19 protein-coding genes and 1 tRNA gene are annotated in these 21,553 nt (G+C 74.4%); 11 read left to right on the forward strand and 9 right to left on the reverse strand.

Going from position 1 to position 21,553, the window contains the following annotated elements; genetic code table 11:
• Positions 1-21 precede the first annotated feature (21 nt).
• The 3 genes from ACL02U_RS23320 (at position 22) to ACL02U_RS23330 (ending at position 1,971) form a co-directional block, all read left to right on the forward strand.
• On the forward strand, positions 22-477 hold the full coding sequence (locus ACL02U_RS23320) for a hypothetical protein (protein WP_412792852.1): 456 nt from the start codon (positions 22-24) through the stop codon (positions 475-477).
• Positions 478-602: 125 nt separating this feature from the next.
• Positions 603-1,394 carry a ribonuclease BN gene (locus ACL02U_RS23325; protein ID WP_412792885.1) on the forward strand — a complete coding sequence of 264 codons (792 nt, stop codon included), beginning with the start codon at positions 603-605 and terminating at the stop codon, positions 1,392-1,394.
• A 19-nt stretch (positions 1,395-1,413) separates the two neighbouring features.
• Positions 1,414-1,971 (forward strand): HPP family protein, encoded by a 558-nt coding sequence (locus tag ACL02U_RS23330; RefSeq protein WP_412792853.1) that lies wholly within the window; start codon positions 1,414-1,416, stop codon positions 1,969-1,971.
• A gap of 105 nt (positions 1,972-2,076) precedes the next feature.
• On the opposite strand, the gene ACL02U_RS23335 is transcribed toward ACL02U_RS23330, so the two are convergent.
• Positions 2,077-3,141 (reverse strand): MGDG synthase family glycosyltransferase, encoded by a 1,065-nt coding sequence (locus ACL02U_RS23335; protein WP_412792886.1) that lies wholly within the window; start codon positions 3,139-3,141, stop codon positions 2,077-2,079.
• A gap of 234 nt (positions 3,142-3,375) precedes the next feature.
• Between ACL02U_RS23335 and ACL02U_RS23340 the strand changes: the two genes are divergently transcribed.
• From ACL02U_RS23340 to ACL02U_RS23350, 3 genes are all read left to right on the forward strand, one after another.
• Complete coding sequence (locus ACL02U_RS23340) at positions 3,376-4,212, forward strand: SDR family NAD(P)-dependent oxidoreductase (RefSeq protein WP_412792854.1); 837 nt, start codon at positions 3,376-3,378, stop codon at positions 4,210-4,212.
• 43 nt (positions 4,213-4,255) lie between these two features.
• Positions 4,256-5,176: a DMT family transporter gene (locus tag ACL02U_RS23345; RefSeq protein ID WP_412792855.1), complete on the forward strand. Its 921-nt coding sequence runs from the start codon at positions 4,256-4,258 to the stop codon at positions 5,174-5,176.
• A 209-nt stretch (positions 5,177-5,385) separates the two neighbouring features.
• The gene (locus ACL02U_RS23350) at positions 5,386-6,204 is read left to right on the forward strand and encodes a polysaccharide deacetylase family protein (RefSeq protein ID WP_412792856.1); all 819 of its coding nucleotides are present in this window, start codon (positions 5,386-5,388) and stop codon (positions 6,202-6,204) included.
• 88 nt (positions 6,205-6,292) lie between these two features.
• Here ACL02U_RS23350 and ACL02U_RS23355 read toward each other — a convergent pair whose 3' ends face one another.
• Entirely contained in the window at positions 6,293-7,162 is an 870-nt protein-coding gene (locus ACL02U_RS23355; protein ID WP_412792857.1) for a dienelactone hydrolase family protein, read from the reverse strand.
• Positions 7,163-7,272: 110 nt separating this feature from the next.
• On the opposite strand from ACL02U_RS23355, the gene ACL02U_RS23360 reads away from it, so the two are divergent.
• The 3 genes from ACL02U_RS23360 (at position 7,273) to ACL02U_RS23370 (ending at position 9,734) form a co-directional block, all read left to right on the forward strand.
• Positions 7,273-8,286, forward strand: coding sequence for a GlxA family transcriptional regulator (locus tag ACL02U_RS23360; protein ID WP_412792858.1), 1,014 nt, complete (start codon positions 7,273-7,275; stop codon positions 8,284-8,286).
• A gap of 169 nt (positions 8,287-8,455) precedes the next feature.
• Positions 8,456-9,064, forward strand: a complete 609-nt coding sequence (locus tag ACL02U_RS23365) for a SigE family RNA polymerase sigma factor (protein ID WP_412792859.1) — start codon at positions 8,456-8,458, stop codon at positions 9,062-9,064.
• The gene (locus tag ACL02U_RS23370; protein ID WP_412792860.1) at positions 9,057-9,734 is read left to right on the forward strand and encodes a hypothetical protein; all 678 of its coding nucleotides are present in this window, start codon (positions 9,057-9,059) and stop codon (positions 9,732-9,734) included. The genes ACL02U_RS23365 and ACL02U_RS23370 overlap by 8 nt, the downstream gene beginning before the upstream one ends.
• 720 nt (positions 9,735-10,454) lie before the next feature.
• Here ACL02U_RS23370 and ACL02U_RS23375 read toward each other — a convergent pair.
• The 3 genes from ACL02U_RS23375 to ACL02U_RS23385 are packed head-to-tail and all read right to left on the reverse strand — an operon-like array spanning position 10,455 to position 16,319.
• Positions 10,455-13,397 carry a hypothetical protein gene (locus ACL02U_RS23375; RefSeq protein ID WP_412792861.1) on the reverse strand — a complete coding sequence of 981 codons (2,943 nt, stop codon included), beginning with the start codon at positions 13,395-13,397 and terminating at the stop codon, positions 10,455-10,457.
• 2 nt (positions 13,398-13,399) lie between these two features.
• Positions 13,400-15,283, reverse strand: a complete 1,884-nt coding sequence (locus tag ACL02U_RS23380) for an HSP90 family protein (protein ID WP_412792862.1) — start codon at positions 15,281-15,283, stop codon at positions 13,400-13,402.
• Positions 15,284-15,332: 49 nt separating this feature from the next.
• A complete protein-coding gene (locus ACL02U_RS23385; protein ID WP_412792863.1) occupies positions 15,333-16,319 on the reverse strand; it encodes a hypothetical protein in 987 nt (328 codons plus the stop codon).
• A 242-nt stretch (positions 16,320-16,561) separates the two neighbouring features.
• On the opposite strand from ACL02U_RS23385, the gene aac(6') reads away from it, so the two are divergent.
• A complete protein-coding gene (aac(6'), locus tag ACL02U_RS23390; protein WP_412792864.1) occupies positions 16,562-17,035 on the forward strand; it encodes an aminoglycoside 6'-N-acetyltransferase in 474 nt (157 codons plus the stop codon).
• A gap of 106 nt (positions 17,036-17,141) precedes the next feature.
• On the opposite strand, the gene ACL02U_RS23395 is transcribed toward aac(6'), so the two are convergent.
• Both ACL02U_RS23395 and ACL02U_RS23400 read right to left on the reverse strand, forming a co-directional pair.
• On the reverse strand, positions 17,142-17,444 hold the full coding sequence (locus tag ACL02U_RS23395; RefSeq protein ID WP_412792865.1) for a hypothetical protein: 303 nt from the start codon (positions 17,442-17,444) through the stop codon (positions 17,142-17,144).
• A gap of 447 nt (positions 17,445-17,891) precedes the next feature.
• Positions 17,892-17,979: transfer RNA gene (locus tag ACL02U_RS23400), tRNA-Leu, on the reverse strand.
• 138 nt (positions 17,980-18,117) lie between these two features.
• Here ACL02U_RS23400 and ACL02U_RS23405 point away from each other — a divergent pair.
• On the forward strand, positions 18,118-19,449 hold the full coding sequence (locus ACL02U_RS23405) for a DUF2254 domain-containing protein (RefSeq protein WP_412792866.1): 1,332 nt from the start codon (positions 18,118-18,120) through the stop codon (positions 19,447-19,449).
• A gap of 79 nt (positions 19,450-19,528) precedes the next feature.
• Here the strand turns inward: ACL02U_RS23405 and ACL02U_RS23410 are convergent, their stop codons facing one another.
• Together ACL02U_RS23410 and ACL02U_RS23415 are read right to left on the reverse strand one after the other, a co-directional pair.
• On the reverse strand, positions 19,529-20,476 hold the full coding sequence (locus ACL02U_RS23410) for a beta-ketoacyl-ACP synthase III (protein WP_412792867.1): 948 nt from the start codon (positions 20,474-20,476) through the stop codon (positions 19,529-19,531).
• A gap of 182 nt (positions 20,477-20,658) precedes the next feature.
• Entirely contained in the window at positions 20,659-21,510 is an 852-nt protein-coding gene (locus ACL02U_RS23415; RefSeq protein WP_412792868.1) for a class I SAM-dependent methyltransferase, read from the reverse strand.
• Positions 21,511-21,553: the final 43 nt, after the last annotated feature.

Consider the following 21,553-nt stretch of genomic DNA (forward strand, 5'->3'; position numbering starts at 1 on the left):
TGTACTGGTTAACCGAGAAGGATGATGCAGAAGCCCCTCACCGACGGCACCTCACCCCCGGTCCGGAGGCGCACCCGAGTCCGGCCGGGGGCCCTTCGGGCGGAACCGCTGACGGTGCTCATGCTGCTGACCGGCGTCTGGCTGCTCGTCACCCCCTGGTTGCTGCCGTACCCGGTCACCTACCGGCTTCCGCACCTGGTGGAGACGTGTGTGGGCGTCGTCGTGAGCATCGTCGCACTGGTCCGTCTGGCCCACCCCCGAGGCCGGGTCTCGGACCTGGTGGTGACGGTGGCCGGCGCCGGACTGATCCTCACCGCCTACCTCGGCGGCTACGGCGGCGACGACGCCACGCGCGTCATGCGGGTCAACGAAACGGCCGCCGGTTCGGTGCTCGTACTTCTCGCACTGGCAAGTACGCTGCTGCTGACCCGCTCGCGTTCCGGTCGCCCCCGCGCCCCGGACGGCCCGCCGCGGTGAGCGCGGCCGAGGCGTCCGCCGCCGCACCCGCGCGGCCCGTGTCCTCCGAGGGGCCGGCCGCGGGTCACCGAGCCCGCTGTGCGTGCCCCGCGTGAGGAGTCCGCCTGGTGAACCGCATCGTGCGCATGATGCGCCACGCAGTGCGCTGGCTGGACTCCCACCTGCTCTACCGCCGGGGCCGCGAGCTGGAGCTGATGCACCGTGCCATGGGCTTCGCCACCCTCGCCCTGGTCACCCTGGCGCCGCTGCTGATCGTGGTCGCGGCCGCCGACCCGCTCGCCCGGGGCGGCTTCGCGGCCTGGCTCGCCGACGGCATGGGGCTCTCCGGTCGCTCCGAGCGGGTGCTCACGAACATCATCAGCCCGCCGCCCGAGGTCGTGAGTACGACCAGCGTCTGGGGCGGCATCGCGCTCGCCGTGTTCGGCGTGTCCTTCGGCGGCAGCGTCCAGAACGGCTACGAGCGGATCTGGCACCTGCCCTCCGGCCCCTGGCACCGGGTGTGGCGGCAGGCCGTGTGGCTCGCGGTGCTGACGGGGTACCTGTACCAGGAAGTGCAGACCCGGGCGGCGCTGGGCGGGCCGGAGCGGATCGCACTGTCGAGCGCGACGGGGATCCTGTTCTTCTGGTGGGGGCAGTGGTTCCTGCTGGGAAAGCAGGTCCGCCTGCTGAACCTGCTGCCGGGCGCGATCGCCACCATGGTGGGCCTGGTGGGCCTGAGGGGGTTCTCCTACCTGGTCTTCACCCCGCTCATCATCGAGCAGGCGATCAGCTACGGCACGGTCGGCATCGTGCTCGTCGTGGAGTCCTGGCTCATCGGCGTCGGCTTCGTCGTCTACGGCGGGGCGCTGTTCGGGCACTGGGTGCTCCATCACCACGTGCTGACCCGCACCGACCGGGCACGCGGGGACGGCAAGTGACGTGTCGGGAGGAGGACCGGTGACCGGCAGGAGCCCGCGGGCCCGGAGTCAGCGGGCCCGGAGTCAGCGGGCCCGGGTCGCCGACGGCGCGCGCCTGTTCCTGCTGTCCGCCATGCTGCTGACCGCGCTCGGCATCATCGGCCGGAACATCGGCTGGGTGGTCCTGACCACCACCGTCGGCCCCACCGCCTACCTGCTGCTGGCCCGTCCCGGCTCGCTGCCGAGCCGCTGGCGGAGCGCGGCGCGGGCTCACGCCGTCGCCGTCGCGGCCGGTCTGGCCTGCCTGGCCGCCTTCGGCCTGTGGAACCACCCGTCGACCTCCGCCACCGGCCACGAGACGCCCCGGCAGATCGGCGCGCAGGCCCTCGCGGTGGGCGCGACGTTGTTCCTGCTGCACGTACTGGGCGCCGACCACCCGCCGGCCGCGGCGACCGCGCTGCTGATCACCTCCGGCCTGGCCCGCCCCGGCCCGCCGCTGTACGGGATGCTGGCCGGCCTGGCCGTCGTCCTCGCGGCAGCACCGCCGCTCGCCCTGCTGGTACCGCGGCCCCTGGAGCGGCGGAAGCGCGGCGAGTGAGAACTCGCGGCGTGCGGCCGGGATCCGGGGGCAGGTCCGGCATCCGGGGGCGCGGCCGGCATCCGGGCGGGGGCGGGGGTGTGTCGGGGCCGGCGGACATGCCGCTCAGTACCGTGCTCCGGCCGCCAGCTCGAGGACCCGGGCCGAGACGTCCCCCCGGAACAGTGCCCGGCCACGCGCCACCAGGCGCTCCCGTGGCGGGCCGTCGGCCGCGACCGTGTGCAGCGCCGCCCGCAGGGCCGCCGCGTCGGCGGCATACTCCGCGACGCCCAGCTCCGCCATCCGGCGCGCCCCTTCGGCCCCGTGCCCGGGCAGGGGCCGGTAGGCCACCACGGGCAGCCCCGCAGCCAGCGCCTGCACCGCGGTCTGACCGGCCGCGTTGTCCAGCAGCGCCCGCGCCGCACCCATCAGCCCCGGCATGTCGGCGACCCAGCCCAGGGCGAGGACGCCCGGCACCGAGGAGAGGCGGTCGAGCAGCCGCCGGTTCCGGCCGCACAGCACCACCGGGAGGAAACCCGCCTCCCGCAGCAGCCGCGCGGTCTCCGCCGGCCGGGACGCGGCACCCCAGGCTCCGGCCGACAGCAGGACCGGCGGCCGCCCGGGAGCACGGCGCGCGAAGGCGTCCCGCCAGTGCGGTGCGCCGGGAGCGGGACGGAAGAACTCGGGGGCGACCAGCGGCCCGGTCGTCTCGGCCGGCGTGCCGAGGTCCTCGGAGACGACGCGGGCGGCCTCGTCGGTGAGGCAGAGATAGCGGTCGTTGCCGGGATGCAGCCATTGCCGGTGGACGGCGAAGTCGACCAGGAAGACGGCGCTCGGCACCCGCAGCCGCCCCCGCTGCCGCAGGTCGCCGGTGAGCTGGGCCGCCAGGTGGAACACGGGGACGACCACGTCCGGGCGGGTCCGCTCCACGATCGCGGTCAACCGGTCCGCGGCGAGCCGGGCCAGCGGCACCCCGCTGGGACGGCTCCCCGCGCCGGGGCGCAGAAACGCGCGGTACAGCCCCGCGTACAGGACCGGCACATGCCGGACCGAGGCCTGGTAGAAGGCGCGCAGCCCGGTGCCCAGTCCGCAGGGCAGCAGCGGGAGCAGGTCCACCACGTCCGCCCGGTGGCCCCGCGCCCGTACCCGCCGGGCGAGCTCGGCGGCCACGGTGTCGTGTCCGGCGCCCATGCTCGCGCTGACGATCAGGAGGCTGCGGGCGGCGCCCGAACGGGAGGATCGGGACGGCGGCGAGGAGAGGGGCACAAGGTGACGGTTTGACGCCTGCCGCGCCGTCCAAACTATCTTCGCCTAGTTTGGTGGCATGTGATCGGGAAACTCCGTGACCACTCGTTCCGTCCGAGGCCGGGAGGCGTCCGCAGTCGGGCCGACTCCCGTCGCTCGCCGTCGCAGTCGAGGTCAGCCATGTCGCACGCCCCGTCCCGCTCCGCACCCCGACGTCCGGCGGCGGGACCGCTGCCGGACGCCGCTGACCGCGCCGCGACCGGCTCCGACCGTCCGGGGACGGCGCTGGTGACCGGCGCCTCCTCGGGTATCGGCGCGGCCGTGGCACGTCGGCTGGCCGCGGACGGCGGCTGGCGCCTGGTGCTGAACGGGCGGGACCGCGGCCGGCTGGCGGACATCGCCGAGCAGGCACCGGGCTCGGCGTTCCCCGCGGACCTGACCCGGCCGGGCGCCGAGCGGGAACTGGTGGACTTCGCCCTGGCCGGCACCGGCCGGATCGACCTGCTGGTGGCCGGGGCGGGCATCGGCTGGGCCGGGGACTTCACCACCATGCCGCGGCCCGCGATAGAACAGGTGATCGACGTCGACCTGCTGGCCACGATCCGGCTGGTCCGCCAGGTGCTGCCGCACATGGTGGCCGCCCACTCCGGCCGGGTGGTCCTCATCGGCTCCCTCGCGGGTTCCGTCGGGGTGCGCGGGGAGGCGGTCTACTCGGCCGCTAAGGCGGCGCTCGCCGCGTTCGCCGACGCGCTGCGGTACGAACTGCGGGGCACCGGGGTGCGCGTCAGCCATGTCGTCCCCGGGGTGGTGGACACGCCGTTCTTCGAGCGGCGCGGCGTCCCGTACCGGCGGGCCAGGCCGAGGCCGGTGCCGCCCGAGCGGGTGGCGGACGCGGTCCGGGACGCGGTGGCCAGGAACCGGGACGAGGTGTACGTCCCCGGCTGGCTGCGGCTGCCCGTGCGGGTGCGCGGGGTCGCGCCCGGACTGTACCGGCGACTGGCCGCGACGTTCGGATGAGCATCGCGGTGCGCCCGGCCGCGGGCGGGACGGGGAGCGGCCGGTGAAGGCGCTCACGGTCGTCCTGGCGCTGCTGGCCGCGCTCTCCAACGCCTCCTCCTCCGTCCTGCAGCGGCGGGCCGCCGTGGACGAGCCGACCGGCGGGCGAGGCCTGCGCACCGCTCTGCGCTGGCTGGGGAACGTGCTGCGGCGCCCGCACTGGATCGTGGGCGCCGGACTGCTGATCGTGTCCACGGTGCTGCAGGGCTCGGCACTGTCGGTGGGCAGTCTGTCGCTGGTGCAGCCGCTGATGGCGAGCGAACTGCTGTTCACCCTCGTGATCGGCAGTCTGGTCTTCCACCGGCGTCCGGACGGCCGCACCTGGTGGGCGTTCGCGGCGCTGGCCGCGGGCATGGCGCTGTTCCTGAGCTCCGCCGCGCCCTCGCCCGGCCGGGACACCGCCTCCGCGGGGAGCTGGCTGACCGCGGGCGGGACCCTGCTCGGCGTCGTCGTCGCCCTCGTCGCGGTGTCGAGGCCGGTTCGCGGTTCGCCGCGGGCCACGCTGCTGGGCCTGGCCTCGGCGGTGTCGTTCGCGGGGACGGCCGCGCTGCTGAAGGAAGTCACCGGCCGGCTGCCGGAAGGCCTCGGGGCGGTGCTGTCGCAGTGGCCGCCGTACGCGTTCGCCGCCGCCGGGACGGTCGCCTTCCTGCTCCTGCAGGCCGCGTTCCGGGCCGGTTCGCTGACCGCCTCCCAGCCGGCCCTGACCCTCGGTGACGCGCTGACCAGCGTGGCGCTGGGCTGGGCACTGTTCGGTGAGCGCGTCGAGCTGGGGGTACGGCTGCTGCCCGAGGTGATCGGCGCGGCCCTCATCGGCCTGGGCAGTATCGGCCTGGCCCGCGCACCGTCGGTGAGCGGCGAGTGGGACGCGGCCCCGCGGGCACGGGACGGCCCGGAGAGCGAGGCGCAGGCGCACGCCTCCCCGTAGGCCGTGCCGGGAACGCCGCACCACCGCGCCCCCGCGCCCCGCGCCCGCCGGCCGCCGGGCCCCGCCCACCGGCCGCCGGTCGCCGGTCGCCGGTCGCCGGTCGCCGCCACAGCCGCAGCCGCCCCCCGGCCGACGCCGCGCACCTCGGCCCCGGATCTCCACCGCACACCTCAGCCCCGGTCGCCGCCCACCTCTTCGCAAGGAGACCGATGCCCCACCACGCCCGGTCGACCGTCGGCCGTCGCAGCGTCCGTCGCGCGGCGGCCGGGCTGCTGCCGTTCGCCGTGGTCGCCGCCGCGCACATCGTCCCCGCCGCCACCTGGCTGCCCCGGCTGCGCGGGCGCTGCTTCCCCGGCCTGGCCGGCGCCGGCCGCCCCGATCACGTCGCGCTCACCTTCGACGACGGGCCCGACCCCCGCACCACGCCCTGCTTCCTCGACGCCCTGGAGCGGCTCGGGGTGCGGGCGACGTTCTTCGTGCTGGGCGAGGCCGCGGTGCGGCACCCCGAGGTGCTGCGGGACACCGTCCGGCGCGGGCACGAGGTCGCGGTGCACGGCTGGTGCCACGACCGTCCCTGGCTGCCCGCCCCGGTGCGCGACGCCCGCGGTGTGGACCGGGCGGCGCGCGCCGTGTTCGACGCCACCGGCCGGTACCCCCGCTGGTACCGGCCGCCCTACGGCATCCTGACCTCCGGACGCTGGGCCGCCGCGCACCGGGCCCGGCTGCGGCCGGTGCTGTGGACCGCGTGGGGCCGCGACTGGACGGCCGACGCGACGCCCGCGTCGGTTCGCGCGGCGATCGGCGCGGATCTGCGCGGCGGCGGCACGCTGCTGCTGCACGACACGGACCGGGCGTCCGCACCCGGCTGCTGGCGGGCGGCGCTGGGCGCGCTGCCCGGCATCGTGGCCGACTGCCGGGCGGCCGGACTGTCCGTGGGCCCGCTCTCGGAGCACTGGACGGGCCCGGCGGAGGGCCTCGGGACGACGCCGTGGCACCGGCGCACCGGCCGGGGCGGCGGCGCCGGGTGACGGCTGCCACCGGGTGAAGGCTGCCACCGGGTGAAGGCGCGACACCCGGTCGGCGGCGACCGCTGCCGGGCCGGCGGGCGGTGCCCCCTCACCCACCCCCGTGGGGCGGCGGAGCCCCGCCGGTCCGCGGTGCCTGCCGCGTGGCGAGCCGCTCGGCCAGGAAGGCGATGATCTCGTCCCTGGCCCGCGCGGTGGGATGGCCCTCCCGGTCGACGAGGTGGGCCGTCACGACGCTGTGCGCGCAGCCGACGACATCGCGAAAGAAGGGCGGGGGATCCGGGTGCGCGGCCCCGGCGTCGAGTACGCGGCCGTCGAACGCCTCCCCGAGCAGCGCCCGGTACGCGGCGAACCGCCGCCCCGTGCACCAGGTGTCGCCTTCGAAGCGGTAGGCGAGCACCGTCAACCGGTCCCGTTCCACCCGCTCGGCGACGGCGGCCGCGTCCGCTTCGCCGATCTCCAGCTCACCGGGGCTGTCGAGCGGCAGCGAGGGGTGGTTGACCACGGGAGCGACGACGGCCGGCTCGAGCGTCATGCCCAGGGCGAAGTTCCCGGTGAAGCACAGCCCCACCGCCCCGACCCCCGGCCCGCCGCACTCGGCGTGCGCGATGCGGGCCAGTCCGCGCAGCCATCCGACGACGGGGCTGGTGCCGCCACCGGCGAACGCCCGGAACTCGGCGCTCACACACGCTCTCCGGACCACGTCCCGGCCCGCCTCGGTGAGCGGACGGGCTCCGTCGGTACCGAAGAGTGACGGCAGGTAGATGCGGAACCCCGCGTCCCGCATCCAACGCGCGAGACGCGCGACATCAGGACTGATACCGGGCATTTCCGGCATGAGGACGACGGCCGGTCCCGTCCCGATGACGTACACGGTCTTCTCCACGCCGTCGACCGCAACGGTTCGCCGGGTGAAGTCGTCCAGGGGGTCGTCGCGCAGCCGGTCTCTCTTGATCGTCATGCGCACGATGGTGCCGAGGTGCCCGCAGTCCCCGGAAGCGGCGGGATCGCCTGGTATCCGGGTAATGTCGCCAACCGTGCGACGGGGGCCGGAAGATACCGGGGGTGCCTGTGAGTCCGTCGAGTCCCCTGCGGGTCGGTGTGCTGGCCTTCCCCGGCTGCTTCGCCTCGGAGGTGTACGGCGTCCCCGACCTCCTGGCCATGGCCTCGCATGTCTCGGCGGCGAACGGGACGCCGCGGCCGGGCTACGAGATCTCGGTCGTCTCGCCCCGGCTCCGGGTGATCGCGTCCGGCGGCTCGTCCCTCGACGTCCGCGCCGTGCGCCCCGTGGACGTCCTGATCGTGCCGGGTTTCGAGCCGCCGCCCGCAGGCGGCCTGGACGCGGCCCTCGCGGCGCTGGCACCGGAGACCGCGGTGATCCGGGCGCAGGCGGCCTCGGGCACCGCCGTCGTGTCGATCTGCGTCGGCGCCTACCTGCTCGCCGAGGCGGGCCTGCTCGCCGGGCGCCGGGCCACCACGTCCTGGCTGTACGCGGACCGGTTCGCCCGCCGGTACACCGACGTGCGCCTGCTCCGGGAGTCCCTGTTCGTGACGGACCGCGGAGTGACGACCACGGCGGCCTTCAGCGCCATGTACGACTTCGCGCTCCAACTGATCCGCCAGCACGACGGACCCGGCGTCGCCCGCAGCACCGCGCGCATCGCCCTGGTCGACGACGCGCGCTCCACCCAGGCGCCCTACGTCGAGCCGGCACTCGTACCCACCGCGGGCGGGGATTTCTCCCTCGGCGTCAAACGCAGACTGGACCGGGACATCGCGGCGCGCTACGACCTGTCCGGGCTCGCGCGGGAGTTCCACGTCAGCACCCGCACCCTGCTCCGGCGCTTCGGCGACGAGGCGGGCGAGTCGCCGCTCACCTATCTCCACAAGGCGCGGGTGCGCCGGGCCCGGCACCTGCTCGAGACGACCGACCGGACCGTCGCGGCCATAGCGGCCGAGGTCGGATACCGCGACGCCGGGACGTTCGGCGGCATCTTCACCCGGCACACGGGGCAACGGCCGCGGGAGTACCGGGCGAGGTTCCGCCGCCGTCACGACCGCCGTGGTGGTGTCGGACCGGCGTAGCCACGGGGATCCGGGTGCGGCGCGGTCGGCGACGTCCACCGCCGCGGTCGGGGCGCGACATCGGTTCGGATTTCGTGCAACCCTCCCGCAGGGTCGGGCGTGACCAGTTGACGAGAGGGCGCCGCCGCAGCCCTCGCACCCGGAGAACCAGGAGATCGAGGGGGGTCCAGTGCGCGAAGCAGACGACTTCGACGCCTTCTACGCCGGCAGTGTGCGTCGCCTGACCGGACAGATGTACGCGATGACAGGCAGCCGTACCGAGGCGGAGGACCTGGTCCAGGAGGCCTTCGCCCGAGCCTGGCAGAACTGGGGGAAGGTGTCCCGCTACGACGATCCCGAAGCGTGGGTGCGCACCGTCGCCCACCGCCTGCGGGTGAGCGTGTGGCGCAAGGCGGTGAACCGGCTCGCCGCGCATCGGCGCCGCGGTCCGGACGACGACGTCCCGGGGGTCGGCGTCGACTACGTGGCGGTGGTGGCCGCGCTCCGCCGGATCCCCGCTCCGCAGCGAAGAGCGATCGTGCTGCACCACCTGGTCGGCCTCACCGTCGAGGAGATCGCGAGAGAGACCGGCGCCCGGCCGGGGACCGTCAAGGCGCGGCTCTCGCGCGGCCGGCGGGCCATGGCACCGCACCTGACGGAGACGACCGGGGAAGCCGGACTCCCCGCCTCGGCGGGAGCCGCCGCGCCGGCCCGGGCCACGGGGCCGGACCGCCGCCCGGCCGACGGGCGCAACCACGCTCTCGGCCCCACCCACAAGGAGGTGTTCCACCGTGACTGAGGACTTCGAGACCATCCTCAGGGCAGGCGACGCCGAGTTCGCCGCCCGGCTCGCACCCCGTCCCGCCGAGGCCGTCCGCAGCCGCGGCGACCGGCTGCTGCGCCGTCGCCGGTACGCCACCGCCGCCGCTGCCGTGGCCGTGGTCGCCGCCGTCGGCGGCGGAGCGCTCGTCGCGGTGGGCCCCTCCGGCTCCACCGCCCCGCCCGCGTCCGCCACGGTGGGCGGGACGACCGGCAAGCCGACGCCCACCGGCCCGACCACGGGCTCGACCGGCGCCCCCGCGCCCTCGACCACCGCCGCACCCTCGGGCGGGTCCGCCGACCGCTGCCGGTCACTGGTGGTGCCGCAGTCCGTGAAGGACGCCGTCACCGAGGCCTACCGCCGCTCGCAGCAGAACCTGACCCACATCGCCCCGGCGAAGGGCAGCTTCTTCTACGGCACCTGCGGCGACACCGCCTACGCGGCCACCCGGTTCGATCCCACCTCCGGGGTCTCGCCGGGCGAGGAGGTGCAACTGCAGGACGCCGGCGGCGCGATGAAGTACTTCACCAGGAGCCAGGACGGCCAGTGGGCCTACGTGGCCAGTGACGGGCTCCCGCGCGACCCGCGCGGATGCGCGGCCGTCCCGCAGATCCCCGCGGAGCTGGCCCGCCTGTGGGCGGGCTGCTGACAGCGGCGACGAAGAGGCCCGCAGCGGTGGGGGGTGCCGGGCTCCGGCACCCCCCACCGTCGGAAGGAACTCGGCGCCCCCCACCGTCGGAAGCGGCTCCGCGCCCGCCGCGCCGGCCGGCTCCGCACCCGCCGCTGCCCGTCGCGGCTTCGGCACCAGCCGTCGGTCGTGCGGTTCCGCCGCGAACGCGTCCGGCGGCGGCACCGGATCGCCGGCCGGTGCCCACGCCGGCCGCGGCAGCAGGGGCCCTGCGCCGCGGGGTACGCTCGGTGCATCGTCGGGGAGGGCGGCGTGGTCCGCCCCGGTGACGCGATCGAGGCGGAGCTCCCCGCGGGCCCGCACCGGTCCCTCGACCGGGTCTGACCGGCTTCCCGGCGGTCGGGCGGCGCGAGGCAGCGCTTCCCGACTTCCCGGCAGCCCGCGGCCCGGGACGGCGGTTGCCGGCGTTCCTGCCGGCCGCGGTCCGGGGCAGCGGCCTCTTCGACCGTGGCCCGGATGCACTCTGACCGTGGCCCGGCTGCGCTGTGACGGCCCGTGGTCCGCTGCCCGCCGTCCGGCTCACCGCAGCAAACCACGGCTCGTTTTCGGTCCACTGCCGGGCGCGCGCCTCGCGGCGGCGCGCGCCCGGCGCACGCGCGTCCGGGTCGGCGTGCCAGGCGCGTCCGGCTCGGCGGCGTCCCGGACCGCGGCCCGGCCGGGCACGGGGCGGCGCCGACCGCGTCAGTCCCTGTCGCGCAGTTGGGCCGCCAGGGAGGTCAGCGGCTCGGTCTCCTCGGTGTGGCCCAGGGCCTCGAGGGTGGAGACCGCCTCGGCGAGGCGGGTCAGGGCCGGGGCGGGGCGTTCCAGGTAGATGCCCTCCACGGCGGCCGCGAGGCGGATGCACTCGGCCCATTCGCCGGCGTGGTCCGCGTCGGTACCCGGTTCGCCGAGCAGCGAGAGGGCACGGTCCAGAGCGGTCAGGGCGGCCTCGTACTCGCGGGCGTAGGCGTTGACCCGTCCGTACTCGTAGGCGAGGGCGGTGTCCAGGGAGCGACCGCGTGCCCGGTACTCCGCGGCACGGGCCTCGTCGGCGATCCGGCCCGCGTCGGTGAGGAAGGCGAGCGCGGCGGTCAGGCCCTCGGGTCCCTGCCGCTGGGCCTGGAGCCGGGCGAGTTCGCGCAGGCAGTTGCTGAGCTGCTCGTAGCGCGGCGCCCGGGCATGCGCGGCGAGGGCCTGGTCCGCGGCCTCGCGGGCTCGACCGAACTCGCCGCCCTCGGCGAGGGCCACGGCGGTCTCCGCGGCGATCATGGCGTGGCTCCCGGGGTCGTCGTCCCAGCCGGCCGACTCGGCCGCGAGGGCGGCGAACTCCGCGGTGGCGGCCTTGAGGTCCTCCCCCGCGTGCAGCGCACGGGCCCGGGTCAGACGCAGTTGGGCGACGAGCCGGTCGTCCAGCTCTCCGGCGGCGACGTCCGGTTCGGTCAGCACGGAGTCGAGCAGCGCGATGCAGTCCTCGACGCGGCCCTGGTCGAGGCTGAGCTGGGCGACGTTGCTGTAGGTGCAGAACGCGTCGGTGCGGCTGCCGTCGCGCAGTTCCAGTTCTGCGGAGCGCGTGAGGTGCCGCAGTGCCTCGTCGGGCCGGCCCAGGTGCATGCAGGCCTGGGCGAGGTCGGCGTGGAGGCGGGCGGTGTCGCCGGTGTCGGAAGGCAGGTCGGCGGCAGTGCGCAGGCTCTCCGTCAGGTCCTCGTGGGCGGCCTGCGCGTCCCCCATGCCGAGCCGGATCCGGGCGCGCAGGCCGAGCGTGCGGGGCAGGTGCCAGCCGGGGCCGTCCGCCTTCAGCCGGTCGAGGAGTGCGTCGATCTCCGCCGCCGCCGCGGGCAGGTCTCCGGAGAGGGCGTACGTACTGGCCCGCAGCATGAGGGCGCCGGAGACCTGTCCGGCGATGTCGTGCCGGGTCGCGGTGGCGAGGAGCAGCTCCACCTCGGCCAGGGCGGGCGCGATTTGCTCCTCGCTCCTCGACTCCTGCAGACGCAGGGCGAGCGCGGTCGCCCGCAGCCGCAGCACACGGGTCTCGAGGTGGGGGGCGAGGCCGGGCGTCTCCTCGTGCAGTCGTACGAGGGCCGTGTGTGCGCTGGTCAGCGCGTCGGCCTTCGCCTCGGTTCCGTCGGCGTGCTCCGCGGCGGCCTCGGCCGCGGTGAGGAGGGCGCAGGCGCGGGCGAGGGCCGCGTGGCCCGGCGCTCCCGCCTCCTCGTAGAGGGCTGCGGCCTCCTCGTGGAGGGCGGCCGCTTCGGCGAACCGGTCCCGTCGGCCCGCTCGGCTCGCCTCGTCGTCCAGCAGGTCCGCGCGCAGTCGGCCGAGCGGCCCCAGGGCCGGATCGTCGGGGTGGACGTAGTCGGGAGCGGCGACGAGAGTGCGCAGCCGGGCCCAGCAGGCCTCCGCGTCCGGGTGCCCCTGCTCCTCCAACGCCCTTGCCCGGGTGATGAGTTCAGGCAGCGACTCGGGGACGGCGGCGGCCGGCGGGACGGCAGCGGGCGCGGCGACGGCGGGCGCGGCGGCCGGGGCCGCGTCGTCGAGGCTGCGGGTGCGCAGGGTCAGTTCGAGCGCGTCCAGGAGGGGGGCACGGTCGAGGCGGGTCCTGCGCCGGTCGGTGTGGGCCGTGGTGCCGTTGCGGGCGTCGAAGCGGGCGGCCAGGTCGGCGGCGCGGCCGCGCACCTCGGCGCGCAGGCCGGCCACCGTCCAGGTGCGCCCCGCGTATCCGGCGGCGGGCAGCTCGCCGTGGCCGAGGAGCTCCACGCGCTGCAGGAGCACCTCCACACCGGTGAGGAAGCTGAGCAGGTCGAGCGGTGAATCGACGTCGTCGAACAGGTTGCGGTTCTCGGCGAGCAGTTCCAGGCCGCGCGCCTCGTTGCCGGTCAGCGCGCAGAACTCCAGGTGCCGGCCGACCTCGCCGGACATCGACGGGTTGCGGCGGCAGCCCCGGTAGCCGGCGAGGTGCAGCGCGCGGACCTCGTCGGTACGGCCGGTGCGCAGCAGGGGGAGCAGTGCGTGCGAGACGGAGCGGGCCGGCTCCTCCTGGCAGGACTCCTTGCCCGCCAGCACGGGTTCCCAGGTGCGCAGTGCCCGCTCGTCGTCGCCGGCGGCGAGGTGGTGGAGCGCGCGCTCGCAGATCTCGCAGGCCTCGCAGTCGCTGAGCCGGGTGCGGGTGCGGGACGCCCACAGCTCGTAGGCGGCGGCGGTGTCCTCCCCCAGGTGTGCGGCGAGCTGGTACGCCTGGCCGTAGTAGGGCTGGAGGCCGAGGCCGGCCCTCTCGTACCGGTCGCGCATCTCGGCCAGCCACTGGCGCAGGCTGGCCAGGGGTATCTCGGGCAGCGCGCGCAGGGCGTTGGCCACCCACTTGAACCGCCAGAACAGCATGTGCCGCAGGCGCTCGTCGAACACGTCGGGCTGTTCGTCGAAGAGGGTGAGCAGGCGGGCGAAGGCGACGGGCGACTTCCTGGGTTCGGAGCCGTAGGTGTACGCCTCGTGCAGTTCGAGGAGGGTGTGCACGAGCGGCAGGGGGTCGGCGAACTGCTCTGCGGCGTCGACCAGTTCCTCGGCCGTGACAGTGCGGGTGCGGCCGTAGGGGCGCCGGTCGTTCTCCCGGAGCGCCTGGTACAGCTCGTCGATGGTCTGGGGTGCGGTCGGCATCGTCAGCTGTCCTTGCGGAGGGCGTGGGCGAGAAGGTCGAGGAAGGAGCGGTTGATGAGGCTCGACTCGGCGGGCCTGAGCGGGCGGCGGGAGAGCATCGCGGCCTGCCCGTAGAGGGCTTCGGCGCTGGTGCGGGCCAGTTCGGGCTCGTCGATGGTGACGGCCGTACGGACCAGCGGGTTGAGCTGGTTGAGGATCAGCTGCGCCCGGGGCGCCTCCTGGCGCAGGTGGCCGAGGATGTCCCCCCACAGGCCTCCCTGCTGCTCGCGGGCGAGTTGGGAGCGGGTGCGCTCGTGCCGGGCCTCGCGGTTGTCGAGGAGGAGGGCGGGGGCGGAGGCGGGCTGGAAGGTGCGCAGCGCGACGTCGCAGTCGAAGAGGGCGAGGGCGTCCCGGGCCAGCGCCAGGTAGGCCGCGGCGGCCAGTTCGGTTTCCCGGTCGACCGGGTCGAGGTGGGCGGTGAGCGTCGCCGGGTCCAGGTCGGCGACGCTGGTCTCGGGCCTGATCTCCGGCAACCGGTGGACCAGTTCGCGGTCGTAGGTGTAGCCGCCGTTGACGACGCCGAGGCCGGCGGCCGACGCGATCGCGGCGACCTGCCGGAACTCCTCCACGCTGGACGTCACGAGCACGCTGCGGTGGCTGCGGGCGAACTCGTCCAGCGTGGCGTGTCCGTCGGTGGTCTCGAACGGCAGCCACGGCAGCAGCATCCGCAGGATCTCGTCGTCGTGCACCGCCAGCGACTTCACGGCCAGGTGGTGGGCCTGGAGGAAGCGGCCGAGGAGGTCCGGGTCGCTGGCGGCGGTCCGGGCGATCCACGAGCGCAGCCCGTCGGCGAGGGCGTCGCGGACCGCGGCGAGGGTGTCGTCCTCGTACAGGGACTCGCGGGACGCGGTCGGGCGCAGGCTCTCGGCGTCGATGACGCAGCGGACGAAGAACGCCCACTCGGGCAGGATCTCCTCCGCCTGCTCGGACAGCAGCATGCCCTTGACGTGCACGCGGTGGCCGTGGCGGCGCCCGGCCGGTACCGCCTCGGGGAGCACGCAGGCGATGCCCTTCAGGCCGACGGCCGGCAGGTCGAGTTCGATGGTGTCAAGCGGAACGAACCCGAAGACCTCCTCGCCGTACGCGGCGAGCGCGCGGGAGCGGGCTCCCGGCGTGGGGTACGCACGCGTCCAGGGTGCGGGCTCCGGGTTGACGGCCGCGCCCGGACCGCCCGTGCCGTCGTCGAAGGTCACCGGGTGGCGCAGCAGGGAGCCGAAGTGCCGGGCCAGCGCGTGCACCTGCGCCGGACGGGTCCACTCGCCCGCGTCGGCGCGGGGGGTCAGGGTGACGGTGGTGCCGGGGCGGGGCCGGGCGGAGGAGGGCAGGGTGCGGACGGTGTAGCTGCCGTCGCCGCGCCCCCGCCACTCCACGGCGGGGGCGTCGGGGGTGCGGGCGGAGCGGCTCAGCACGTGGATCTCGTCGGCGACCAGGAAGCAGGACAGCAGGCCGATGCCGAACTGGCCGATGAAATCGGCGCGTTGCTCGACGATCGGGCCCCAGCCGGGGACGGGCTCGTCCGCGGGGGCTCCCCCGGCCCGCTTGCTGCTGCGGCCGATCGTGGCGAGGAAGGTGTGCACGTCGGCCTCGGTGAGACCGACACCGTCGTCCTCGACCCGCACCACCGAGCCGTCGGCGAAGAGGCGGATACCGAAGGCGTCGGCGAAGGCGGCCGGTTCGAGACCGCGCCGGGCGGTCAGCGCGTCCACCGCGTTCTGCAGGAGTTCGCGCAGGTAGACGCGGGGGCTGGAGTAGAGGTGGTGGGACAGCAGATCGACGAGACCGCGCAGGTCCACCTGGAAGGCGCGGTCGGCACCTGCGGGGCTCAAGGGGGCGTCGGGCAGAGTCATGGGGCAGTCCGGAGTGGGTCGGCAGGCGGGTGGGTGGCGGCGCGCGGGCTCAGGCGCGGCGCCGGAAGCGGGCGTACGTCTCCTCCGGCTGCGCCATGTACTTCCACGGCCACGGGGTGTACGCGCCGCGCAGTTCGCGGAAGACGCGCGGGGCCAGGCGGCTCTCGCCGGACAGCGCCAGGGCCATGGCGAAGACGTTGTAGTCCTCCTGCCAGCCGGGGCGCAGCTCGTAGTCGTGGTGGAGGATGCTGCGCTCGGCGGCCTTCCTCAACTCCTGCTGGATGACAGGATTTTCGAGGCAGTCCGGGTCGGACGACTCGACCCACTCCTCGATGTGTGCCGTGGCGATCAGACAGCCGAGGCGATGGCCCTCGGGTGCACCGGCGGCGGCCTCACGGGCGAACGCCAGGGCCTGGCCGGGTTCACCGCCCCAGCGGGGCTGGAGCTGCAGCACGCGCTCGACCCGACTCTCCAGGTCCAGCGGGTCGCGGCGCAGGGCGGCGTCGAACCGGGCCTCGTGGACGGCGGGACCGAGCGACATGCCTCGGCCGGAGGTGAGGAGGCCGCACCAGGGCGTGATCCACTCCGGCCGCAGCTCCGCCGCCTGCAGCAACTGCTCCTCGGCGATGTGGAACCGCTCGTGGAACACCCGCCACTGCTCCTGCGTGACGTGGACGGCGCGGGCGGCGGTACGTGCCTGCCAGCCCCATCTGATGTGCCTCGCCCCGGATATCAGCAGGGCCGTGGCCCGGTGCTCCTCGTCCTCCTCGACGGCCCGGCCGATCCAGTCCTGCACTCCGTCCACTTCGGCCAGTTCGGCGAGGACCCGGTGGTCGCGGCCGAGGTCGAAGGGGGCCAGCGCTGTCTTGACCGCCGCCCAGTCGCCCTCCTCGGCCGCCTCCACCAGCGCGAGGACCTGCTCGTCGCCGAGCGCGTACAGCTTGAACACCGCGTTCTTCCGTCTGCGCAGCACGTTGAGGGCGTGCGGATCGTCCGCCGATCTCTCCCCACCTCTGCCGAACAGCTTCTGGAACATGCCGCGCCCTCCCCAGGTCCCGCGTGATCGTCCGGTGCAGCATAGGCGGCACCACCGACACCGCTTCCACAGGGTTTTCACCGCAGGTCCACGGGACGGGCCCGTCCACCGGCAACGCGGCGCACCGAGCCGAAGGGCGGCGGGCGGCGGGCGGCGGGCGGCGGGCGGCGGGCGACAAGGCAGGACGGGGTCGGGGCCGATCGGGCGCTGAAGTCGCTCCGCCGTTACGGGAGTATGGGGGAATGGAGTTGCACGGGGAGAAGGTCGTACTTCGGCCGGTGACCGAGACCGACACCGCGATCCTCGAGAGGATCGTGCGGGAGGCGGAGGTCGCGGCCTGGTGGCCGCCCCCGGACGACTACGGGGACATGCTGGCCGTCGTCTTGGAGGGTGAGGTCATCGGCGCCATCCAGTTCGACGAGGAGACCGATCCCGAGTACCGCCGTGCCGGCATCGACATCTTCCTGACGGCGAGGTGCCATGGGCAGGGGCTCGGTGCCGATGCGGTGCGCACACTGGCCCGCTGGCTGGTGCAGGAACGCGGCCACCACCGGCTGACCATCGACCCCGCGGCGGCCAACACCACGGCGATCCGCTGCTACGGCAAGGTCGGGTTCAAACCCGTGGGGATCATGCGGGCGTACTGGCGCGACCCCAGGTCGGGCACCTGGCAGGACGGCCTGCTGATGGACCTGCTCGCCGACGAACTGACCTGAGGTGAGGGGCGCGGCCCCGCGGGGACCGGGGACACTTCGTCACACCCCACCAGCGCGGCCGCGATTCCAACAGACTCCCTCTCGAAGGTACTGACGGCGGAATCGGTCAGTTGGGGTGCCGAGCAACTGTCCTGAGGTGTTCCAGAAGGAAGGGGTCGTCGAGACGTGCGTCGGTGACGCGGTCGCGTACATCGGTGAGAAGCCAGCCCAGCAGCTCGGCAGTGGCGGAGTACTCACCGTAGAAGCCCATGCGCAGGTCGGTGATCTCGAACTCGAACGTCACGTCGTCAACGAGTTCTGCGAGGTGCGTATCGGCAGCCGGTGTACGGGTCGCGGTCCATACGTTCAGCCAGGGACGCAGGCTGTCGGTGGCGACGGTGATGAGGCTGAGGGCGTCCCTGGCGGGCACCGGGCTGGGGTGGGTGTGCAGAGTGCTGCCCGGAGAGTTCGGCGAGGTCCTGCTCGGCGTAGCAGTACGTGCACCCTGTGACGAGGAAGGGCTCCTCTGAGGCAAAAGCGGCGTCCAGGGCATCGAGAACTGTCATGAGCTGCTTGGAGCAAGACATGGAGACCTGCCGGGGGACTCCGCCGGGCGACCGGCGAAGATCGCAGGCTATCAGTCCGTGCCCCGTCTCACGCTCGATGTCCTGATGGTGCGGGCCGAGCGTGCAAGTAGCCGACCGAGCTGCGTAGTGGCCGTCTGAAGCGCTCGGTCACGAACAACCGATCCGGTCATCCGTGAAACACGGAGCTGGCAGACCGTGCGGGCCGAGATCACCCCCCGATCCGAACGAACGACCGACCGACCGCCACAACAAGAAGTACCCACGCCCTCAGCGAGAACGCGGGTAATCGTTGGTGTCCGAGGGGGGACTTGAACCCCCACGCCCGATAAAGGGCACTAGCACCTCAAGCTAGCGCGTCTGCCATTCCGCCACCCGGACCAGGTGTGCCGCCCGGCGGGGAGCTCCCCGCGGCGACACGGACAACAATACCAAGCTTTGGCACTGCCCCTCACCTCGGTATCCGGGCCTCCGGAGCGGGTCCGCCGGGCCGGAGTGCGGGAGATCTACAGTCTCACCATGGGTGACTGGATGACTACCGGGGGCTTGCGGGAGGGGCGGCGACCGAAGCCGTTGTCGCCGTTGCGGGAGCACCTGCGGGACACGTTCTGGTTCGCGCCCGCGGCGACCATGGTGGTGGTCTTCGTGGTGTGGACGGGGGCCTCGGGGCTGGACACCAGGATCGTCGAGACGCTGCGGGACGCGGGCGAGTACGACGCGATCCGCGATCTGGTCGGTATCGCCGAGGACGCGCGCACGGTGGCCAACACGATCAGCTCGGCGATGATGACGTTCATCGGTGTGGTGTTCAGCATCTCGCTGGTGGCCGTGCAGATGGCGAGCGGCCAGTTCACCCCTCGCGTGGTGCGGTTCTATGTGCGCAGCCGCATCACGAAGGCCACCTTCGCCGTCTTCCTGTCGACGTTTCTGTTGTCCCTGCTCGTCCTGACGTCGGCGACCACGGAGACCGACCCGCGACGGGTGACCTCGGTCCCGCTGGTCCAGTCCCTTCTCATGATCGTCATGTTGGGGCTGAGCCTGGTGCTGTTCGTGATGTACGTGAACGCGACGCTGCGGCTGATGCGGGTCAGCCATGTCATCGACCGGATCACGGTGGAGTCCTTCCGCATGGTCGCGCTGATGCCCACCGAAGGGGCCGCGGACGCCGAGGAGGAGCTGGGGCCGGTGACGGCGTGGGTGGCGCACCGGGGACGGGCCGGGGTGCTGCGCGACGTCAACATCTCCCGGCTGGTCAGGGCGGCCCGGCAACGGGACGTCGTGTTGCGGCTGGTCCCGCGGATCGGCGACTTCGTGGTACCCGGCACGCCGTTGCTCGCCGTGCACGGTGGACCCGTGCCGTCGGCGCGGTCGCTGACCTACACCGTCTCCGTCGGTGTGGAGCGGACCTTCCACCAGGACCTCGCCCTGGGGCTTCGGCAACTGGTCGACATCGGGTTGCGTGCGCTGTCCCCGGGGGTGAACGACCCGACGACGGCGGTGCAGGCCGTCGACCGCATCGTGCAGTTCCTCGCGACGCTGTCACGCCGCCCGCTGAACGCGTCGCTCCACCGCGACCGCCGGCGCGCCGTGCGGCTGGTGCAGCCGGTGCCGAGCTGGTCCGAACTGGTGGATCTCGGATTCGCCGAGATCAGGGGGGCCGCCGTCGGCAGTCCGCAGGTGACCCGGAGGCTCGTCGCCGCGCTGGACGACCTGCTGCTGGTCGCCCCGGAGGAGCGCCGGCCGCCACTGGAACGCCACCGCGAACTGCTGGCCGAGGCGGTGCGGCGGTCGGTGCACGTGGCCGCGGACCGGGCCTTCGCCCTGCGGCCCGACCGGCAGGGGATCGGGTAGGCGCCGGGCAGCCCCGCGTCCCACGGGCCGGCGGGGCGCCGGCCGGGCAGGCGGGGCCGCGGTGGACGGGCCGGGCCGTTCAGGGGCAGCGCACGACCTGTCCCGCGTACGACAGGTTGCCGCCGAAGCCGAAGAGGAGCACGGGGTCGCCGGTGCTGATCCGGCCCTGCTCGACCAGCTTGGACAGGGCGAGCGGGATGCTGGCGGCGGAGGTGTTCCCGGACTCGGTGACGTCGCGGGCCACGACGGCGTCGCGGGCGCCCAGTCGCCGCGCCAGCGGTTCGATGATGCGCAGGTTGGCCTGGTGCAGGACGACCGCGGCGAGGTCCTCCGGTGCGAGCCCGGCCCGTTCGCAGGCCTGGCGGGCCAGCGGCGGGAGCTGCGTGGTGGCCCAGCGGTACACGCTCTGGCCCTCCTGCGCGAACCTGGCGGGCTGCCCTTCGATCCGTACCGCGTGCCCCATCTCGGGCACCGACCCCCACAGCACCGGCCCGATTCCCGGCTCGGCGCCCTCGGGGGAGGCCTCGACGACGGCGGCGCCCGCGCCGTCGCCGACCAGGACGCAGGTGGTGCGGTCGGTCCAGTCGGCCACGTCGGACATCTTGTCGGCGCCGATGACGAGTGCCCGGTGCGCGGCGCCGGCCCGCACGGTGTGGTCCGCGGTGGCGAGCGCGTGGGTGAAGCCGGCGCACACGACGTTGAGGTCCATCGCGGCGGGCTGCGGCACGCCGAGACGGGCGGCGACCCGGGCGGCCGTGTTCGGGGAGCGGTCGACCGCGGTGGAGGTGGCGACGAGTACCAGATCGACGTCCGCGGGCGTCAGCCCGGCCGCGGCGAGTGCCTTGGCGGCGGCGTGCGCGGCGAGCTCGTCGACCGGCTCGTCCGGGCCGGCGATGTGCCGCGTGCGGATGCCCACCCTCGTTCTGATCCACTCGTCACTGGTGTCGACCATGCCCGCCAGTTCCCCGTTGGTGAGCACCCTGGCGGGCTGGTAGTGGCCGACGGCGGCGATCCGCGAGCCGTTCATCGGGTGGTTCCCCCTCGTTGCCTCGGTAGCGGGAGCCACTAGTCTGATCAGTGACTCACGGGTACGAGGGCAGGTGAAGCCACAGGAATCGGGGCGCGACGTTGTCGGCTTCCGTCAGGCCCGTGGCACCGTCAGGCACGTGACACCGCCGGGCGTGGCCCGGCGGCCGTGCCGCCGGCACCTCAGTCCGCCGGCACGGTACCGGTTCCGATGTTCAGCTCGTTGTGCAAGACGGCGCCGGGGCCGCCTACGGAGCGTTCGCGGAGCATGCCCTCCAGGACCTGCCGGATCTCGGCGGACTGCTCCTCGGTGAGTGCGGCGAGCCAACGGGCGCCGATCGGGTTGCTGCCGCGGACCATCTCCAGCAGTGCCTGCGCGGACGGGACGGAGGCGTCCATCGCCTCCTGGCGGACCGTCACGTTCCGCAGGCCGGCCCCGGCCAGTACGGCCGCGAACCGGTCCGGATCGGCGAGCTGGAACGGCAGCGGCGGCGCGTCCTCGGGCAGTGGGGAGGCGCCGGGGACGACGGCCCGCAGGGCGCCCACGGCCCAGGCGATGAACTCGGCCTTCTGCGGCGGGCCGAACGCCGCGACCAGTACGGTGCCGCCGGGCCGGGTGACACGGGCCATCTCGGCGAGCCCCCGCGGGAGGTCGGGGAAGAGGGACACCCCGTTGAGCGACGCGGACACGTCGAAGGCGTCGTCGTCCAGCCGGAGGTGTTCGCCGTCCATGACGAGGACCCGGACCCGGTCCAGGCCTTCCCGGCGGGCGCGGGCCGCCAGCCGCTCCGCCATCGCCGGGGAGATGTCCACGGCGGTGACCTCTGCTCCCCGGCGTGCCGCCGGCAGGGCGAGGGCTCCGCTGCCCGCGGCGACGTCCAGGAAGCGGGTGCCGGGTCCGACGCCCACCGGCTCCAGGATCCGCGTGCCGAAGGGCATGGAGTGCGGGGTGACGAACCGGTCGAAGTCCGGGGCCACGGCGTCCCAGGCGGCGCGGATCGTGCCGGGGGCGGCGTGCTCGGTGGGGGCGTTCATGGCGGCTCCTTCCCTGTCCATGGTCCACCCGTCGTGCCGGGCC

The sequence above is a fragment of the Streptomyces sp. MS06 genome, assembly GCF_047200655.1.
GTDB lineage: Bacteria > Actinomycetota > Actinomycetes > Streptomycetales > Streptomycetaceae > Streptomyces.

Bases quoted from the DNA above. Each gene is read 5' to 3' on its own strand.
- ACL02U_RS23335 (WP_412792886.1), bottom strand. From the start codon at position 3,141: ATGGGCGCCGGACACGACACCGTGGCCGCCGAGCTCGCCCGGCGGGTA.
- ACL02U_RS23325 (WP_412792885.1), top strand. From the start codon at position 603: ATGATGCGCCACGCAGTGCGCTGGCTGGACTCCCACCTGCTCTACCGC.
- ACL02U_RS23320 (WP_412792852.1), top strand. From the start codon at position 22: ATGATGCAGAAGCCCCTCACCGACGGCACCTCACCCCCGGTCCGGAGG.
- ACL02U_RS23405 (WP_412792866.1), top strand. From the start codon at position 18,118: ATGGGTGACTGGATGACTACCGGGGGCTTGCGGGAGGGGCGGCGACCG.
- ACL02U_RS23340 (WP_412792854.1), top strand. From the start codon at position 3,376: ATGTCGCACGCCCCGTCCCGCTCCGCACCCCGACGTCCGGCGGCGGGA.
- ACL02U_RS23380 (WP_412792862.1), bottom strand. From the start codon at position 15,283: ATGACTCTGCCCGACGCCCCCTTGAGCCCCGCAGGTGCCGACCGCGCC.
- ACL02U_RS23385 (WP_412792863.1), bottom strand. From the start codon at position 16,319: ATGTTCCAGAAGCTGTTCGGCAGAGGTGGGGAGAGATCGGCGGACGAT.
- ACL02U_RS23415 (WP_412792868.1), bottom strand. From the start codon at position 21,510: ATGAACGCCCCCACCGAGCACGCCGCCCCCGGCACGATCCGCGCCGCC.
- ACL02U_RS23355 (WP_412792857.1), bottom strand. From the start codon at position 7,162: ATGACGATCAAGAGAGACCGGCTGCGCGACGACCCCCTGGACGACTTC.
- ACL02U_RS23375 (WP_412792861.1), bottom strand. From the start codon at position 13,397: ATGCCGACCGCACCCCAGACCATCGACGAGCTGTACCAGGCGCTCCGG.
- ACL02U_RS23410 (WP_412792867.1), bottom strand. From the start codon at position 20,476: ATGAACGGCTCGCGGATCGCCGCCGTCGGCCACTACCAGCCCGCCAGG.
- ACL02U_RS23350 (WP_412792856.1), top strand. From the start codon at position 5,386: ATGCCCCACCACGCCCGGTCGACCGTCGGCCGTCGCAGCGTCCGTCGC.